Origin of the sequence: Ancylomarina sp. 16SWW S1-10-2 (assembly GCF_009669305.1) — a bacterium.
GTDB lineage: Bacteria > Bacteroidota > Bacteroidia > Bacteroidales > Marinifilaceae > Ancylomarina.
This window is the reverse complement of record NZ_SADB01000015.1, coordinates 33,479-51,296: the sequence shown is the minus strand read 5'-3', so window position 1 is coordinate 51,296 and position 17,818 is coordinate 33,479. Positions and strand designations below refer to the sequence as shown.

Below are 17,818 nucleotides of genomic sequence, written 5' to 3'. Positions count from 1 at the left end.
AAAGAAACAACAAATTTTTTACCGGTGATAATTATATACGCTTACTTATAAAAACAAAAAAAATGATAACAATTAAGAATTTATCGAAAGTGTTTCAAACAAGTGAGATTGAAACGTTGGCATTAAACAACATTAATTTAGACATAAAAAAAGGTGAATTTGTTGCCATTATGGGACCATCAGGTTGTGGAAAATCAACGCTTTTGAACATTCTTGGCCTGCTTGATAACCCTACCGAAGGGGAATATACATTTGGTGATAATGAGGTTGCCGGATTAAAAGAAGGACAAAGAACCGATCTAAGAAAAGGAAATATTGGTTTCGTATTTCAGAGTTTTAATCTGATAGATGAACTCAATGTTTTTGAAAATGTAGAGATGCCTCTCGTTTACCAAGGTTTTAGTAGTAAAAAGAGAAAAGAAATGGTTACTAAAGTTCTGGATCGTATGAATATGAGTCATAGAGCTAAGCATTATCCTCAGCAACTTTCAGGAGGACAACAACAGCGTGTGGCTATTGCTCGAGCAGTTGTGTCAAACCCAGGATTAATACTTGCCGATGAACCAACGGGTAATCTTGATTCTAAAAATGGACAGGAAGTTATGGAATTATTGACTGAACTGAATAGAGAAGGTACAACCATCATTATGGTGACTCACTCACATAGAGACTCAGCTTATTCACATCGTGTAATTAATCTATTTGATGGCAAGATTGTGACAGAAGAAATCTTGAAAGAGGAACATACCTTATAGCTCGAAAACTTGCCTACAAAACAGAACTAAGCTGGTGGATTTTTGCCTTAGCGGGATTAATTGCTTTGCTAACCGTTTCGTTTCAATCGTGGTGAGCAGCTACGAGGAATCCTGTTGAGAGTTTGAGGTATGAGTAGTGTTATAACAAATAAGTAACAAGGCTTACTAAATAATTTAGATAATAATGAACATCTATAATTTCAAAATGTCGTTCCGAAATTTATTGAAAAATAAGCTTGTTACAAGCATCAATATTATCGGTTTAGCCATAGGCATTAGTATAAGTGTGTTAACTTTTTCCTACGTTCAAAAAGAGCAATCAATGGATGAGTTTATTCCTGATATAGATAATGTTTATGTATTGACAACACACGATGTACCAAATGTTTCTGCACGAATGGTGGGGTATGTACAGCAAAATATTCCGGAAATATCATGCATCACCTTTGCTCATTTTGAATGGTCGCCACAAGTTTTTGTAAAACACAATCAGGTCGATTTTAAGATTGAAGACCTTTTGGTTGCAGATTCAATGTTTTTTCAAGTTTTTCAGTTGGAATCGGTTTATGGAAATCCACAAAAGGCTTTATCTGGCAAAAATAAAATTGTTTTAACTCAATCACTATCGAAAAAGATATTTGGCAATGTGAACCCTGTAGGTAAAGAACTCATGTACAATGCAACTAATTTACAAAATGAATTGCTTGAGGTTGGAGCCGTAATAAAAGACCTACCTCACAACTCTTCATGGGATTTCGATGCCGTTTTGTCAATAGAAACTAATCGAAAGATAGGGTGGTATGACAATTCGATGAAAAATTGGGGCTCGCAGAATTATGCATCATTTTTCAGACTAACTGATAAAGTTTCTTATTCTGTTGCAAAAGAAAAGTTAGCTCATATTTCTCTGGAAAATATTCCAGAACACTATAAGGAAAGAGCCTTATTTAGCCTTTTCCCTTTCAATAAGGCATATACCGACATGCCAGATCTTGATTTAGTAAAACATGGAAATTCTTTAAGCTTAATTATCATTCAGATTATTGGTTTTCTAATACTCATACTTGCTTGTATTAATTATGTGAACCTTGTAACCGCCCAAAAATTAAAGCGGATAAAAAATATTGGTATATTAAAAGCCCTAGGTAGTAAAAAAACAAAAATCATTGAACTAGTCCTAACTGAATCAGTTCTTGTTCTAGCTATAACAAGCATTATTTCAGTTATTCTGATTTATTTTTCGCTTGAGGGCTTGAATAATTTAACTGAATCACATTTTACTTTTCATGATATTTTTTCACAGAATAACCTGCTTCTGTTTTTTTTAATACTACTCTTTACTATTTGCATTACCGGCCTTATTCCTGGCTATATTCTAAGCAAATACCAAACAACTTTACTTCTTAAAAATTCGATTAGCACCGATAAACAGAATTATTTGAGAAATATTTTACTTGTTTTTCAATTTACAATCTCAATTGTTTTAATTGCAAGCATCCTTTTTATAAACAAGCAAAACAACTTACTAAACAATTTAGACCCAGGGTTTAAAAAGGAAAATATTGTTTATACAACCACAAATGCAGAGCTACAAAAAAAAATTTCTGCTTTTAAAAATGAGTTGAAAAAAATTCCTGGAATTAAAGACATCACCTTTTCATCAGGACTTTTGGGGTACAACCAACAAAATTGGGGTTTGAATTTAGTTAATAAGGGGACTGAAAAAGAGGTGGGAGTTGCTAACTTCTTTGTCAGCAAAAACTTTTTTAAATTTTTTGGTATTAATTTGATAAAAGGAAGTCAATTTAACGATCATTCGAATGATCTCAAAGATTGGATTCTTAACGAAACAGCTTTTAAGAAATTTAATATAGATAAGTTAGAGGATGCACGATTTAAGATGGCAAAATCAAACACGGGTAATATAATTGCTGAAACGAAAGATTTTAATTTCGAATCGTTGCATGTTGCTATTAGACCCGTTGGTTTTATGTGTTCGGGTGATGTTGATGAGGTTGCCTATTTAAAAATGACAGGAACAAATGGGCCTATTTTTAACCAAAGCATAAATTCACTCGAAAAATTATGGAATAAACTATCTCCTAATTTCCCTTTGGAAATAAAGTTTATGAATACTTCGTGGGGAGCCTTATACAAAAAGGAAAACCAGTTTCAGAAAATTCTTAATTTTTCTACAATCATCTCTCTCATTCTTTCTTGTTTGGGTCTTATTAGTCTCACCATTTTTGTTCTGGAAACACGAACTAAAGAGATAGGAATTCGCAAAATAAATGGAGCCAAAACCCCTGAAATAATCAAAATGCTAAATAAAGATTTTATTAAATGGGTTCTGATCGCCTTTATTATAGCCTGCCCAATTGCTTATTATGCCATGAGTAAGTGGCTCGAAAACTTTGCCTATAAAACAGAACTAAGCTGGTGGATTTTTGCTTTAGCAGGAATCATTGCCATGGGAATTGCGCTGCTTACGGTTTCATTTCAATCGTATAGAGCTGCAACTCGGAATCCGGTGGAGAGTTTGAGATCTGAGTAAATAATTGTTTCCAAAAAACTCTTATGGGCCAAAAAAAATATTCAAAATGCAAAAAACACATAGCATGATAGCATACAATATAAAATCAGCGTTAAAAAGTATTTTCTCAGATAGAAAATTCACTTTGATCAATGTAATTGGATTTGCTTTTGCGATATCTGTTTGTCTGGCTATCTCTTTATTTCTACTTCAAGAATACTCCTACGATAGCTATCCTGAAAATGCTGACCGGATTGTTCGAATCATCGATGCAAATAAAAATACCAGTAATATAGATTATCGGGCAAAAGATATTTTATTAGAAAGTTTTCCTGAATTTGAAAATGCATGTTTAGTATATCGTGAAACGAGTCCTACAAATATTAATATTGGAGACAAGGCATTTAGTTTTACAGACATAATGTCTGTTGATAATAACTTTTTCACAATGTTCTCAATTCCATTTTTAAATGGAGATTCAACAAAGCCATTTGAGAATATCAATTCGGCAATTGTTACTGAAAGTAAAGCCAAACAACTATTTGGCACAGAAAATCCTATTGGAAAAGAAATTTTATTTGAAAGAACAAATCTCTTAACAATCACTGCAGTAATTAAAGATTTCCCTGCCAACTCCAGTATTTCGGCCAACTTATTGGTAAATGCTGAAAATGACGATTTTAAATTCTCTTTTAGTTGCGAAGAATATTCGGATAAAAGTACTCACAGATGGGATTTTAGAATCTATACTCGTATTGCTGAGGGAATCGAAAACAATGTCTTAAGCAAAAAAATAAATGCCAATCTTGCTTCATTAAAACCATATATTAACGAAATTGGATTTCTTCCTCTTAAAGACATGTACCTGTATGACTCCACTATTGGAAGTCAGACAAAAAGAGGAAACCCTAAACTTCTAAAATTACTTGTGGCAATTGCCATCATCATTCTAATTATTGCTATCGTTAACTACATTAACCTAAGCCTAGCTCAACAGTATAAACGAAATAGAATTATTGGTATTAAAAAAAGTTTTGGTGCTTCCAATTCCGATCTATTTATTCATTTCATTATTGAATCGATAATCATATCAGCCATTGCTTTTATCTTGTCCATTATCCTTGTTTGGATATTCACCCCTGTTTATACCGCTGTTTTTGGTTCTCCCATACATGTTAGTAGCCTACTTAAAAGCTCTGTCCTATTTAGTATACTATTATGCATACTGATTGTTGGTTGCCTTAGCGGTTTAACTCCAGCTCTAGTCTTATCCAGATCGAACCCAAACGATATCCTAAAAAAAACAAGCGCACAAGGCGGTAATCAATCCTATTTTCGCAACCTCCTCATCATTTTTCAATTCACGGTTTCAGTAGTCTTAATCATTTGTTTATTGATCGTACAAAAACAAATTTCTTTTGTCAAAAATAAAAATCCTGGATTCTCCGAAGAGCATTTTATTTGCGTTTCTATGCCCTATCTTCCTAAAGAAGAAAAAGCGAATGCGCAATCATTAGTTAATGAACTAAGAAACTATCCTTTTTTTAAAAGTATCTCACTTACCAATGGCGTTCCTGGGCGCATAAATTACACAATGGGATCAGGAATCAAAAATAAGGATCTTGTAATTCCTTGCTTAATTGTCGATACGGCATTTATTTCCACTTTTCAACTTAAAATTGTAAAAGGTAGAAATTTAAAGCCTGGAGATTACGGAAAAGTTTGTATGGTTAATGAATCCTTTTACAATTATTTTGAATTTAACAATCTAGAAAATAAAAAATATAATAATTACAGAAAAGGTGGTTTAGATATTATAGCCGTTGTAAATGATTTTCAATACGGATCTTCGCACAATAAAATAGAACCACTCTGCATTATATTTGCTGAGAATAGTAATTATTATCAACTCAGCATAAAAATTGCAGCAAATAACCTTCCCTCTGCAATGAAAATAATAAAAGAAAAATGGGGAGAAATAATGCCAGCCTATCCTCTTAAATATCAATTTTTCGATGACTGGTTTGATCAGATGTACGAGAAAGAAGAACGTTTCGCCAAAACGATTGGACTCTTTGCTCTATTGGCTATCGCAATTTCTTGCTTCGGAATTTTAGGTCTCGCCATTTTCTCATCGGAACAACGCACCAAAGAAATCGGTATCCGCAAAGTAAACGGAGCCAAAACCCCTGAAATAATCAAAATGCTAAATAAAGATTTTATTAAATGGGTTCTGATCGCCTTTATTATCGCCTGCCCAATTGCTTACTATGCCATGAGTAAGTGGCTCGAAAACTTTGCCTATAAAACAGAATTAAGCTGGTGGATTTTTGCTTTAGCGGGGCTCATAGCCATGGCAATTGCCTTATTAACCGTTTCATTTCAATCGTACAGAGCTGCCACAAGAAATCCGGTGGATAGCTTGAGGTCTGAATAATAAATTAAAATTTTGAGTTCCAAAAATGTAGATATGAATTTTATAAAATTGGCATTTCGTCGTTTGTTCCTTAAGGGTGAGCACAGTGCAGCCCGCATAATTTCCTTAGCCACAGGTTTGGCATTTGGTATTTTGCTTTTATCTGAGGTGTTCTATTATTACAGTTTTGATAGCTTTTATCCCGATTCGGATCGTATTTATGTTGTATCTGAAAATTATAAAGCGGATAAGTCTAAAGATGAATTGGAAAGTCGTAATCATGTTAGTGGCGCAATTGCTCCAGGTTTAAATGCAGAGGTGCCTGGAGTAGAAGCAGCTACCCGATTAAATTCTATAGGTTTATCGCTATTTTATACTGATGATAAAAAAAGCTACAAAGCAATTTTTGTTTTGGCAGATGAACATCTTTTTGATGTTTTACCTAGACCAATGTTAAAAGGTAATCCTGTTGAGATACTGAAAGCACCAATGACATGTATGATCTCGAGTGAAATAGCTGAAAATATAGGCGGCAATGTTATTGGTAAAACTATTGAATTAAAAGAATATTTAGGCAAGCAGTTAACGATTGGTGGCGTGTTTGAAGCTTTGCCAGAAAATACGAATTACAAATATGACGTTTTAATATCGATGGTTTCGACAAGTTATTTTATGTGGGATGGAAGTGACCAGTGGCTTGGAAATGATCGTTATTACTCTTGTGTAAAACTGGCACTAGGTGTAAAACCAGAAAGTTTAGCTCCTGCAGTTAGAAAGATGCAAGAAGTGCATCAGGATATTGAAAAGATTGAAGCACAGGATGATAGTTTTGTTTTGAAATATTCATTTAAACCCATTCAGAAAGTTTATATCGAAAACCTAAAGGATATTATTTTAATTCTGAGTACGATTGCATTTGCTGTTTTGTTCGTCTCGTTGCTGAATTACATTTTGCTGACACTGAGCGTATTGGTTGAGCGATCAAAATCATCGGCTATTTATAAAACTTTTGGAGCTCATGCCCGTCATTTACGTCAGATTATTTTCTCTGAGTCAGCGCTCATATTTCTCATATCACTTTTCGCCGCTTTTATCCTGATTATTGTATTACAATCCGCAGCCGAGCAGCAAGTTGGGCATCAACTTCAATCCGTATTAAACCCCTATGTAATTTTGCCTTTAATGGGCATATTGATATTCATACTTATTCTGATGAGTTACTTGCCAGCTCGTTTTTTCTCCCGTATTCCTGTGGCAAATGCTTTTCGTCATTATCATCAGAAAAAGAATAAATGGAAACTGGTTTTATTATCCTTTCAGTTTGTCGGCGCTTCTTTTATTCTATGCATGCTGGTTATTGTTAGTTTGCAATACGATAACATGAAGAATAGTTCTCACGGTTATCAAGCTGAGGGTGTCTTTTATGGTTCGACTAGTGGTATGGAAGGAACTAAAATAGCTAGTGTATTACACGATTTAAGATCGATGCCTGAGATTGAAAAAGTTGGTTTTGGAGCGACATTACCATGCAACTCGAAATCTGGTAATAATATTCTATCTCTGGATGAACAAAGAGATTTATTTAATGTTGCAGATTTTTATACTGTCGACAATAATTATTTATCCATACTGGATGTAAAAGTGACAGAAGGGCAGCTATTCCCTGAAGAATCAACACTTGAAGGAGATGTGCTAATTAGTAAAAAAGGCGCTAAACTGTTGCAAATGCACAATGCATGGGATGAGGGTGTTGTTGGTAAACAGATAGTGATTAGTGAACATGGAAGTACTACTATTAAGGGTGTTTTTTCTGATTTTACAATTGGCTCTAAGGCTGAGCCAGATACACGTCCCGCCGTATTTTTCTATAGATCTGAATCTAATTTCGTGAAGACAGCTATCAAATATCCATCCTATTCATTCAATATATTGGTTAAAACCTATCCGAGTACCCAAGCTGGAACGATGAATAAAATAAGAGAGGTATTTAACACTGCTTTGCCCTATAAAGATGCCAACATAAAGAGTCTAGAAATGCAGCAAGAAAAAGGCTATACACAACAACGAGGGTTTCGAAATGCGATGATGGCGGGTAGTTTTATAATCTTACTTATTACAATTATTGGCTTGCTAGGCTATACAACCAACGAGGCGGTAAGGCGACGTAAAGAATTGGCTATTCGCAGAATAAATGGAGCAAAGTTTTCAAGTCTTCTTAAGGTTTTCTTGTGGGATATCGAGATTGTGGCTGCTCCTGCCGTATTATTTGGTTCTTTGGGAGCATGGTTTACAGCCAACTTGTGGATGCAGAATTTCGCTTACAAACTCCCCCTACATTGGTGGCTATTTTTCATCTGTAGTTTGATTATTCTCTTGCTTGTAGCTCTAGTCACAGTCATCAATTTTACACGAAATGCACGCCAAAATCCGGTGGAGAGTTTGAGGTATGAATAACATTACAATGCACTGAGCCGTGTCAAAGTGTGAAAGAGGAAATATGGAAACGTGATCGCATTCATTTATCTTCTTGCTTCCTAAACCTGTCTAAACATATATGACGAGATTTTTTCTCGAAAAGAGAAAGCGTGAAAATTTTTGCCGAGACTAACTTTAATGATTAAATCATGGTTTAATATAAACATAATGCTTGATAAAGTGCATGTTCAATTAACGTTTTATTTTTTTTAATTTAATAGATCTCTTCTCATTTAATCTATTCTTTTATGCTGTTTATAGTAAAATATAGCTCGAAGTAGTTCATTGTGACTTAGGCTCTAGGTGTGTTACCTTTACTTAATTAGGTCACTCATGGAAGATGAATCTATTTCTGTCAATTCCTTGGTATGTTTTACAGTATTTATATATGATGATTACTTCGAATTTGTAAATTTACTTTCTTTAATAAATTTACTCTTTTGAAATAACAGCTAGTTTTATTTAACAATAAAGTAGCCGTATTATTTATTTTATAAACACTCAGTATATAAAACTAGACAGATGCGCATTTTTTTTATGATTATTGCATTGTTTTGTGCAAAGACATTATTTTCTCAACAAAGTGAAGTTTTGTTTAATGACGATTTTAATTCGAACAAAAACAATTGGAAAATATCACATACAACTTTAAGACTATCTGAAGTAGTAGGTGGCAAACTAGTTGATTATTTGGGAAAAGAAGGTGTACAGAGAGTAAATTTAACCCACGCAGATTTCGATGACTCATGTGATTATGTCATTAGATTTTCCTTAGCTAATCTTAATAATGAGACAGGATATAAATATCCGATATATTCAAAATATCATGGCAAATTAACAAAAAGATGGGTAACAACGCCTCAATGGGGATTTACTTGGGGTTTTAAAGATTGGGACAATTATAATGCTATTGTTTTACAAAAGGCACCCCATAGTGTTGGTGTTGGAGAGTTTGGGTACAAGGCCTATTCTATGGTAAATGGTATCGAAATATGTGAAGATGGTTGGCAGGAGGATCCTACTGCATTTCTAAAAGGTAATACGGCTTATTACGATTTTGTGATTCGTAAAAAGAATGATGGTTTTTTAGTTCTTCTAGATTTAGGTTCAGAAGAAAAGCATTTAGCACATATGAAATGCAACACGGAATGGTTAGGTGATTATGTAGGACCTTTTATTGGAGCAGGAGCTCAAATTTCTTTAGATTATATTAAAATAGAAAAACCACAAAAACCTGGGAATATAAATAACTTCAATTTATCCATGAAGCAAATTAATTCTCTATGTAATTCTATTTCAGATACCATTAAAGGAAACAATCCTGAATCATATTTGTCTGTAAAAGCAAACTTGAATGGTACACGTACGTTAATGTTTTCCGCTAATGATATTTCTGAATTAGAAGGAGAGGAAAGGGAGTATGGTCTTAAAATGCATAAAAAAATATTCGAATTAATATTTCAAACTGTTAATGATGCATTAGATACTCCAGTTAAAGGAGAAGATCTAATTTCTGCGCTTCAATCAAAGAATATTACCAATCTAGAATTCGATACAAAAGGTCATTCACACAGTTATACGTGGGATGAAATTTTGTAATTACAATAAATAAGCAGGTTGTTATATGGAATATATTCTAGTTCTGTAGCTACATTTTGTGCAATATTCTTTGTGTTTACTTCAATCTCTTTGAAGATCACTTAAGAATTGGATTAGTATTGTTTAAAATTTGCATTATTTGTAAATAATGTTCGAATTTATAATGGAGTTTGTAACAAACCATAACAGCTAAGTCTTTCTCCCGTATTTGTTGCTCGGCATGGGCGATGGTTCATCTAAGTTTTTTTTTACTATAATAGAACTGCTTTGTCTAGGATTATGACTCTTTTCGGGGAGCAATAAAATTCATAGAAGACTTATGGTGAGGGGGGTATATAAAAAAATATCCCGACTGGGATTACCAACCGGGATTTTTACAAAATACTTAAACAACAAACACTAACATAAACGTTCCTTAAACGTGTACACGACAAAGATGAGCATTAAAAGTGGTTATTGAAAGTGATTTTCAGGCATTTATGAGCGCAAACGTTATAAACCTTCTCTGCAAACGTTTGATGTGTTGTTATTTATATAGAATTTAAATAAAAGACTTGTGAGTCTTGCTTTTCGTAAATTTTGCTCCACGTGGAGCAATCATAAAAATTTTAGTGTTGATATTCTAGAGAACAATCTGTTTTTTATAGGTTTTGTTTCAAAAGCGTGTCATCTATTCCTAAAACTCAAAATTTCGAGTCCATTCCAAACCTAATTTTAGTTATATTTGTCTTCTTATTAAGGGATTTATAAAGATATTCAGTTTCAATATTTTATTCAGCTTATATCAGAATTTCCTAATGATAGTATGATGATTTTAACTTCAAAAAAGATATTTTGAATCCATTAAAAAAACTTGCTGGCGAAACTGCCATTTATGGCGTAAGTTCCATTTTAGGACGATTGCTTAATTGGCTTTTGGTGCCTTTATATACGATTATATTCGTTCAAGAAGAGTATGGTATTGTAACTAACTTGATGGCTTATGTTGCTATGTCTCTGGTGATTTTAACTTACGGTTTGGAGACCGGTTATTTTCGGTTTGCTAACGACGAAACTTATTGCAAAAAGGTATTCTCTACAACTTTTTTCTCTGTTACAACAACCAGTTTGCTTTTCCTTTTAGGTGTTTTTGTATTTATTGATCCTATAGCTTCGTTTTTAAATGTTACTGATCGATCTAATTTCATAATACTTTTAGCACTTACGCTTGCGCTTGATGCCATAACATCACTTCCATTTGCACAACTTAGACATCAAAATAGGCCTGTGCGCTATGCTTTTATTAAGCTTAGCAATATCGGTATCAATTTAGGACTTAACCTCTTTTTTCTAGTGCTTTGTCCTAAGTTAAATATGTGGTATCCCGAACTGGGAGTTACTGCAATATGGAATCCAGAAATTGGTATTGGCTATATCTTTATTGCTATGTTTGTGGCAAGTCTTTTTAACTTGATTTTTTTATTACCAGATTTGATTAAAATTCAGTGGCAATTTGATAAGGCTTTGCTGCGAAAGGTTCTTAAATATGCATCTCCAATTTTGGTGGTGAGCATTGCAGCTCAGATTAATTTGAATGTGGATAAAATGCTGATGCCAAAATTAATTTCTGATGCTAGCGAAGCACTCGCTCAAACAGGTATTTATGGTGCTAATTTTAAGTTGGCTGTTATTATGACTCTTTTTATTCAGGCTTTTCGCTTTGCTTTTGAACCCTTTTTCTTTTCTCAAAATAAGGACGAAAACAGCAAGAAACTTTATGCTGATGTTCTTAAGTACTTTGTCATATTTGGTCTGCTCATCTTTATGGGTGTGATGTTCTATATCGATATTGTGAAAATTCTTATTGCTCCTGAATATCACGAAGGTTTAGGCATTGTTCCTTATGTACTTTTAGCCAATTTCTTTTTAGGTATTTTCTTTTCCTTATCCTTATGGTATAAGCTTACTGATAAAACTAGATTTGGCGCTTATATGGCTTTGGGAGGTGCAGTAATAACCTTGAGCTTGAATATTATATTGGTACCAAAAATGGGGTATTATGGAGCTGCAATAGCCATACTGGTTTGTTCTGTATTAATGACAATTGCCAGTTTCTTACTTGGTCGTAAATATTATCCAATAGATTATGATTTGAAGCGAATTAGTCTCTATTTTGGCTTAGCTATGCTACTCTATTTTTTAAGTACTTTTATTCAAATCGATAATAATTGGCTTAAGATGTTAGCCAAAACCCCATTAATTCTTCTATTTTTAGTGGTCGTTTTACAAAAAGAGAAATTATGGACCGTGTTAAGAAAGGGTAAGAGCAAAGCATAAAGTAAGCATACTATTCAGGTTTGGATATACTTACTTATTAGATGGATATTCCAAATCCTTAATTGCTTAGAAATTATAAATATCCACTTCAAAGAATCTGCGCTTATTAGTGTAATCTGCGTGTGAAAAAATAGAAATTAAAACTAAAATATATAAAGATGAAGGTTAAGATCATTAATAAATCAAAACACGATTTACCTAAGTACAGCACGGCTTTATCGGCAGGTATGGATTTGAGAGCTAATATTAGCGAAAAAGTTATGCTAGAGCCTCTTGAAAGAACATTAATTCCTACAGGTTTATTTATTGAATTGCCAGCTGGATACGAAGCTCAAATACGTCCTCGTAGTGGTATGGCTTTAAAAGAAGGGATTACTGTTTTGAATTCACCGGGAACTATTGATGCTGATTATCGAGGCGAAATTCGTGTGATTTTGGCTAATCTTTCGAACTCTAAAGTTGAGATTAATGATGGTGATCGAATTTGTCAAATGGTTGTTGCAGCTCATTCTGTTGTTGAGTGGGAAGCTGTTGAAAAATTAGATGAGACTGTTCGTGCTGCCGGTGGTTTTGGCCATACGGGTAAAGAGTAAACTATTACATCTCTTTTTAATTACAATTCGTTAATAAATATTAAACACTGAGTTGTTTACAACTTAATAAGTAACTTTGGTATCGCTTTAATAACTCCCCTGTTTTGTGTGGTTTGGGGTAGGCGTAATCAAGATATTAAAAAAAATAAAAAGTATATGAAGATTATTGTTCCAATGGCAGGAATGGGTAAGCGAATGCGCCCTCATACTTTAACTGTACCAAAACCTTTAATTCCTATAGCAGGAAAACCTATAGTTCAACGCTTATTAGAAGAGATTGCTAAGGTTTCAGGCGAAAAAATTGATGAAATTGCTTACATCGTTGGTCATTTTGGCGACGAAGTGGAAAACCAATTAAAGGAGATTGCATCTAATTTAAATGCCAAGGCAAGTATCTATTATCAAAATGAAGCTTTGGGAACAGCTCATGCTATTCATTGTGCAGCAGATTCTCTTGATGGCAAAGTTGTTGTAGCTTTTGCAGATACTTTGTTTAAGGCCGATTTTGTTTTAGATGATAAAGCTGACTCAGTCATTTGGGTTCAGAAAGTAGAAGACCCTTCTGCCTTTGGAGTGGTTAAAATGGACGATAATAATTGTATAACTGACTTTGTTGAGAAACCACAGGAATTCGTTTCTGATTTAGCTATTATTGGTATTTATTACTTTAAAGATGGTGCTAATCTTAGATCTGAACTGCAGTATTTATTGGATAATAAAGTTGTAGTAAATGGCGAATATCAGTTAACTGATGCCCTTGAAAACATGAAAAACAAGGGACTTAAATTTGTTCCTGGTCAGGTAATTGAGTGGATGGATTGTGGTAATAAGGATGCAACGGTTAATACGAATCAACGTATATTAGAATACCATAAGGATGACAAGCTTATTGCAGATTCTATGGTCAATGAAAATTCTGTGATTATTCCTCCTTGCTATATTGGAGAGAATGTCGTTATTAAGAATTCAGTTGTTGGACCCCATGTTTCTTTGGGCGATAATTCGCTAGTTGATAATTCATTAGTTTGTAATGCGATTGTACAAACCAATACGAAAATTATTGGTGCAAATATTAAGAATTCTATGCTAGGTAATTTTGTAGAAGTTACTGGCGAAGCAAAAGAATACAGTATTGGTGATTATACCAACTGTTAATTAATTTAGTTCAAGTTTAGATTCTGAAGTCTGTGTATATGGACTTCAGAATTGATTTGTATATAAGAGCTTGATGGAATTGAAACACAAATGAGAATGTTAAAAAGACAATCTATAGTTTATGTGCTAGTTGGAGTGCTTATGTTTAGTTCTTCAGTAAGTTTTGCTCAAAAGAGAGGAACTGATAAAAAGAAGAATAAAGTTGAATTGACTGAACAAAAACGTCTTGAGTTTGATTATGCGTTTCATGAAGGTGAGAAAGCTCTTGGCTTAGGTGAATATGAAAAGGCCATATCGTGGTTTGCAAATTGCCTTAAGCTTGACACAACGAGTGCTGTTGTTTATTACGAGTTGGCTAATATCTATATCAGTCAGGAAAATTTTAATTCGGCTCTTGAGTTGGCAAGAAGTGCTGTGGCTCTTCAGCCCAAAAATATTTGGTATCAAGTACAATTAGCGGGTATTTTTAAAGCTAAAGGTATGATTGATCAAGCTTGTGAAGTCTATGAAAATTTAGCTGTTCAGTTTCCAGAAAGAGATGATTTTCGACTCATACAAGCCGAATTATTTATATCCGTTGAGAAGTTTGAAGAAGCACTAGAGGTGTACCAAACCATAGAAAAAAAGCTTGGTGTAACCGAAGATGTTAGCATTAACAAACATACGCTTTACTTACGTTTAAATAAAAGGAAAAATGCGTACGCTGAACTCAATAAACTAATCAAAAAATTTCCATTTAAGATTGAAACTTATGGTCTTTTGGCCGATATGTATCTTCAAGATGGTAATAAGGAAAAAGCATTAGAGCAATATAAAAAGATTGTTGAGATTGCTCCAGAAAATGGATTAGTTCATTTTTATTTGGCAGAGTATTATCGAAAAGAAAAGCAAAAAGAGATGGCTCAATCACATCTCGAAAAAGCTTTTTCCAGTAATATGGTTAGCTCAGATAAAAAAATTCAATATCTAGTGGGTGTTGTTTTGGCCGATACTCAGAACCCGTTATCTGATGAAAATCTAAAAACATTATTGGATTTGCTAATGAAAGTTCATCCTGATGATATTCATGTTAATCTAATATATGCTGATTATTTACGTCGCCAAAAAGACAGTGTAGGTGCTCGTAAACTTTTACGAAAAGTTCTTTTGCAAGAGAAGAATACGTATGCCATTTGGGAAGAGTTAATGTTTATAGACAATGAGCTTTTAGATTTTGATAGTATGTTTACTGAAAGTGCCGAAGCGATTAAATATTTTCCTACTCAGCCACTTTTATATGTTTTTAATGGTGTTGCAGCAGCACAAAAGAAAGATTTTGAGACTGCAGTTAAGACACTTACAATTGGATTTAATTATGTGGGGAATAATCTCGCCTTGCGAATTCAATTCCTAACCTATTTAGGAGATTCTCAATACGAACTAGGTAATATAAAGAAAGCTTTCGAAGCTTACGATGAAGTCTTGCTTTTCGAACCTGCAAATGTGGTTGTATTAAATAACTATAGTTATTATCTATCTGTACTTAATCAGAACTTGGAAAAGGCTAAAGAAATGAGTCTTAAATGCGTTCAGATCGAAAAAGAAAATTCAACTTATTTAGATACTCATGCTTGGGTTTTATTTAAGTTAGGATCTTTTTCTGATGCTAAAATAGCTATGGAGAAGTCACTTCAATTTGGAGGAAGAGAATCTGCTGTAATTGTAGAACACTATGGTGATATTCTTTATAGATTGGGAGAAAAAGAAGCTGCGATGGCAGAATGGAAAAATGCTGAGAAGATTGGTGAGGGATCAAAACAGTTATTGGATAAGATTAAAACAGGGATAATTTCTGAATAGTAAAATGAGCGTATTTAAAAGAAAAAATAGTCTACTTAGTATTGCAGTTTTGCTATTAATGTTTTTGCAGTTTTCGTGTAAATCTACTTACGAATTAGGACGTAAGAGAGCTCATGGAATAAGTGATAATAAACTGTATAATCAAATTGCAGATAGTAGTTTATTATATAAAACTCTTTGGGTTAAACGCTTTGCTGCTCATTATGAGTCTAAGGAAAAATCACAAAGTATTAGAGGATCAATAAAGATTTTAAGAGATAGTATTATCATGGTGCAAATCAATGCACCAGCTGGGATTATGGAAGTCGCTCGTTTGTATATTACACCCGACTCTGTAAAAATGCTTGACCGGATAAAGAAGAAGTATATTGTAAGTGACTTTAGTTTTTTGTCGGAGAAACTTAATATGAATGTTGACTTTTATACGCTTCAAAGTATTCTTACAAACGAGCTTTTTCAACTAGAGAGTTTCTCTGAAAGAAGGAGACCTTTTGTAAGAAATTTTAAGAGTAAAGTGATTGATAACAAGTATGTTTTTATCTCAGATAAAGGGTCAAAAGTAGAACGAAAATTGAGGAAAGACAAGTTCTGGAAACTTCATAAATTTAACTATCAGCGTTTTGAGATTGATCCCTCCTTAATGAAAATTACCGATGTTGCGGTTAAAATGTTTGGAGAAGACAGGGATATAGTCTTAAAATATCGTGATTTTATTGATTTAAAAGGGCAAAAATTTCCAAGTGAATTGGTTTTTAAGGTGAAGGATTCAATACAATCCTTATCTTGTAAACTAAAATATAATAAACTCGAAATTGATGAGGATTTAAAGTTTCCTTTTAAAGTTTCAAGTAAATTTGAAAGAATCTATCCAGAATAAACTATGGAATTTTTTGCAAATATTAAGTCATTTTTATTTCTAATTATTACAGTTTTAGTGCTGTGTAGCCCTGTAAATGCACAAGATGTATCTCAGCTTAAGCAACAAAAAAAACAGAATGCTGAAGATATAGCTTATACGCAACAGCTCTTGCAGAACACACAAAAAGAGAAAAAGGCTAGCTTAGGGTTTTTATCAGTATTAAATAGAAAGATTTTATTACAGAAGGAAATGATTCGTAATATCCAAAAAGAACTGGATTATACGGATTCTAAAATTGGTACAACTGATAGAGAAATAGAATCGTTAGAAAAAAAATACGAAAAGCTTAAGGTTCAATACGAAAAGCTTATTATGTATGCTCACCGTCAAAAAAATTCACGTGATAAACTCATGTTTCTCTTTGCCTCAAAAGATTTTAATCAGGCTTATATGAGGTATAAATACCTTCAGCAGTTTTCAGAGTTTACTAGAAAACGCGGCGAGGAATTGGTTGAAACAAAGGTGTCATTAGATTCTAAACTTGATAAGTTAAAGCTTGTAAAAAAGGAAAAGCAAGTGCTTTTGGCTCTCAACACAAAAGCGTCAATGAATTTATCTTCTCAAAAGTCTCAACAATCAAGTGTTTTAACTCAATTGCAGAAAAAGGAGAAAACACTTCTTAAAAACATTAAAACACAACGTAAAAACGCGAAAAGGTTAGAGAATAAAATTCGCGATATAATTGCAGATCAAGCAAGGTTAGCTAAAAAGAAAAAGAATACCAGTGGAGCTTATAGCCTAACACCAGAAGAGAAAATATTGGGCGATAATTTTGGACAAAATAAAGGTAAATTACCTTGGCCTACAGCAACCGGTTTTATTTCGCAAAAATTTGGGAAGCATGCACATCCAGTACTCAAATCGGTTATGGTGAATAATAGTGGTATTGATATTACAACGAAGCCCATGTCGGAATGTAGAGCGGTTTTTAAGGGTGAGGTAACACATATTTTATCTATGCCAGGCTTAAATATGGTTGTACTTATTAAGCACGGTTCATATATCACTCTCTATTCCAATTTAATTAACGTGAATGTTAAGAAAGGCGATTTTGTTTCGGCTAAAGAGAAAATAGGGGTTGTTTATACAGACGAAAATGAGAATCAAACGGTGTTAAATTTTCAAGTTTGGAAAGCAACCACTAAACTGAATCCGGCTACTTGGCTTTTGAAAAAGTAGCTGATTTTATGCTTTTAATATGCTTATCTATTTTCAAGT

Annotated in this window: 11 protein-coding genes; all 11 read left to right on the top strand. The window is 33.4% G+C overall.

Annotated features, from left to right (window positions below):
* Positions 1–62: 62 nt before the first annotated feature.
* Positions 63–755, top strand: a complete 693-nt coding sequence (locus tag EMN46_RS13020) for an ABC transporter ATP-binding protein (RefSeq protein ID WP_154201258.1) — start codon at positions 63–65, stop codon at positions 753–755.
* A 184-nt stretch (positions 756–939) separates the two neighbouring features.
* Positions 940–3,309, top strand: coding sequence for an ABC transporter permease (locus tag EMN46_RS13015; protein ID WP_154201257.1), 2,370 nt, complete (start codon positions 940–942; stop codon positions 3,307–3,309).
* Positions 3,310–3,373: 64 nt separating this feature from the next.
* On the top strand, positions 3,374–5,725 hold the full coding sequence (locus tag EMN46_RS13010; RefSeq protein ID WP_195715270.1) for an ABC transporter permease: 2,352 nt from the start codon (positions 3,374–3,376) through the stop codon (positions 5,723–5,725).
* 33 nt (positions 5,726–5,758) lie between these two features.
* Positions 5,759–8,158, top strand: a complete 2,400-nt coding sequence (locus EMN46_RS13005) for an ABC transporter permease (protein ID WP_154201255.1) — start codon at positions 5,759–5,761, stop codon at positions 8,156–8,158.
* Between the two features lie 543 nt (positions 8,159–8,701).
* Complete coding sequence (locus EMN46_RS13000) at positions 8,702–9,778, top strand: hypothetical protein (RefSeq protein ID WP_154201254.1); 1,077 nt, start codon at positions 8,702–8,704, stop codon at positions 9,776–9,778.
* 834 nt (positions 9,779–10,612) lie between these two features.
* The gene (locus EMN46_RS12995; RefSeq protein WP_154201253.1) at positions 10,613–12,094 is read left to right on the top strand and encodes a lipopolysaccharide biosynthesis protein; all 1,482 of its coding nucleotides are present in this window, start codon (positions 10,613–10,615) and stop codon (positions 12,092–12,094) included.
* A gap of 158 nt (positions 12,095–12,252) precedes the next feature.
* Positions 12,253–12,687: a dUTP diphosphatase gene (gene dut / locus EMN46_RS12990; RefSeq protein WP_154201252.1), complete on the top strand. Its 435-nt coding sequence runs from the start codon at positions 12,253–12,255 to the stop codon at positions 12,685–12,687.
* 156 nt (positions 12,688–12,843) lie between these two features.
* Positions 12,844–13,842, top strand: coding sequence for a sugar phosphate nucleotidyltransferase (locus EMN46_RS12985; protein WP_154201251.1), 999 nt, complete (start codon positions 12,844–12,846; stop codon positions 13,840–13,842).
* Positions 13,843–13,938: 96 nt separating this feature from the next.
* A complete protein-coding gene (locus EMN46_RS12980; RefSeq protein WP_195715269.1) occupies positions 13,939–15,681 on the top strand; it encodes a tetratricopeptide repeat protein in 1,743 nt (580 codons plus the stop codon).
* A 4-nt stretch (positions 15,682–15,685) separates the two neighbouring features.
* On the top strand, positions 15,686–16,558 hold the full coding sequence (locus EMN46_RS12975; RefSeq protein WP_154201249.1) for a DUF4292 domain-containing protein: 873 nt from the start codon (positions 15,686–15,688) through the stop codon (positions 16,556–16,558).
* Positions 16,559–16,561: 3 nt separating this feature from the next.
* Positions 16,562–17,779: a murein hydrolase activator EnvC gene (locus EMN46_RS12970; protein WP_154201248.1), complete on the top strand. Its 1,218-nt coding sequence runs from the start codon at positions 16,562–16,564 to the stop codon at positions 17,777–17,779.
* Positions 17,780–17,818: the final 39 nt, after the last annotated feature.

What these genes read in the sequence shown, in the direction of transcription:
- EMN46_RS13020 (WP_154201258.1), top strand. Translation starts at nt 63, where the DNA reads ATGATAACAATTAAGAATTTATCGAAAGTGTTTCAAACAAGTGAGATT.
- EMN46_RS13015 (WP_154201257.1), top strand. Translation starts at nt 940, where the DNA reads ATGAACATCTATAATTTCAAAATGTCGTTCCGAAATTTATTGAAAAAT.
- EMN46_RS13010 (WP_195715270.1), top strand. Translation starts at nt 3,374, where the DNA reads ATGATAGCATACAATATAAAATCAGCGTTAAAAAGTATTTTCTCAGAT.
- EMN46_RS13005 (WP_154201255.1), top strand. Translation starts at nt 5,759, where the DNA reads ATGAATTTTATAAAATTGGCATTTCGTCGTTTGTTCCTTAAGGGTGAG.
- EMN46_RS13000 (WP_154201254.1), top strand. Translation starts at nt 8,702, where the DNA reads ATGCGCATTTTTTTTATGATTATTGCATTGTTTTGTGCAAAGACATTA.
- dut (WP_154201252.1), top strand. Translation starts at nt 12,253, where the DNA reads ATGAAGGTTAAGATCATTAATAAATCAAAACACGATTTACCTAAGTAC.
- EMN46_RS12985 (WP_154201251.1), top strand. Translation starts at nt 12,844, where the DNA reads ATGAAGATTATTGTTCCAATGGCAGGAATGGGTAAGCGAATGCGCCCT.
- EMN46_RS12980 (WP_195715269.1), top strand. Translation starts at nt 13,939, where the DNA reads ATGTTAAAAAGACAATCTATAGTTTATGTGCTAGTTGGAGTGCTTATG.
- EMN46_RS12975 (WP_154201249.1), top strand. Translation starts at nt 15,686, where the DNA reads ATGAGCGTATTTAAAAGAAAAAATAGTCTACTTAGTATTGCAGTTTTG.
- EMN46_RS12970 (WP_154201248.1), top strand. Translation starts at nt 16,562, where the DNA reads ATGGAATTTTTTGCAAATATTAAGTCATTTTTATTTCTAATTATTACA.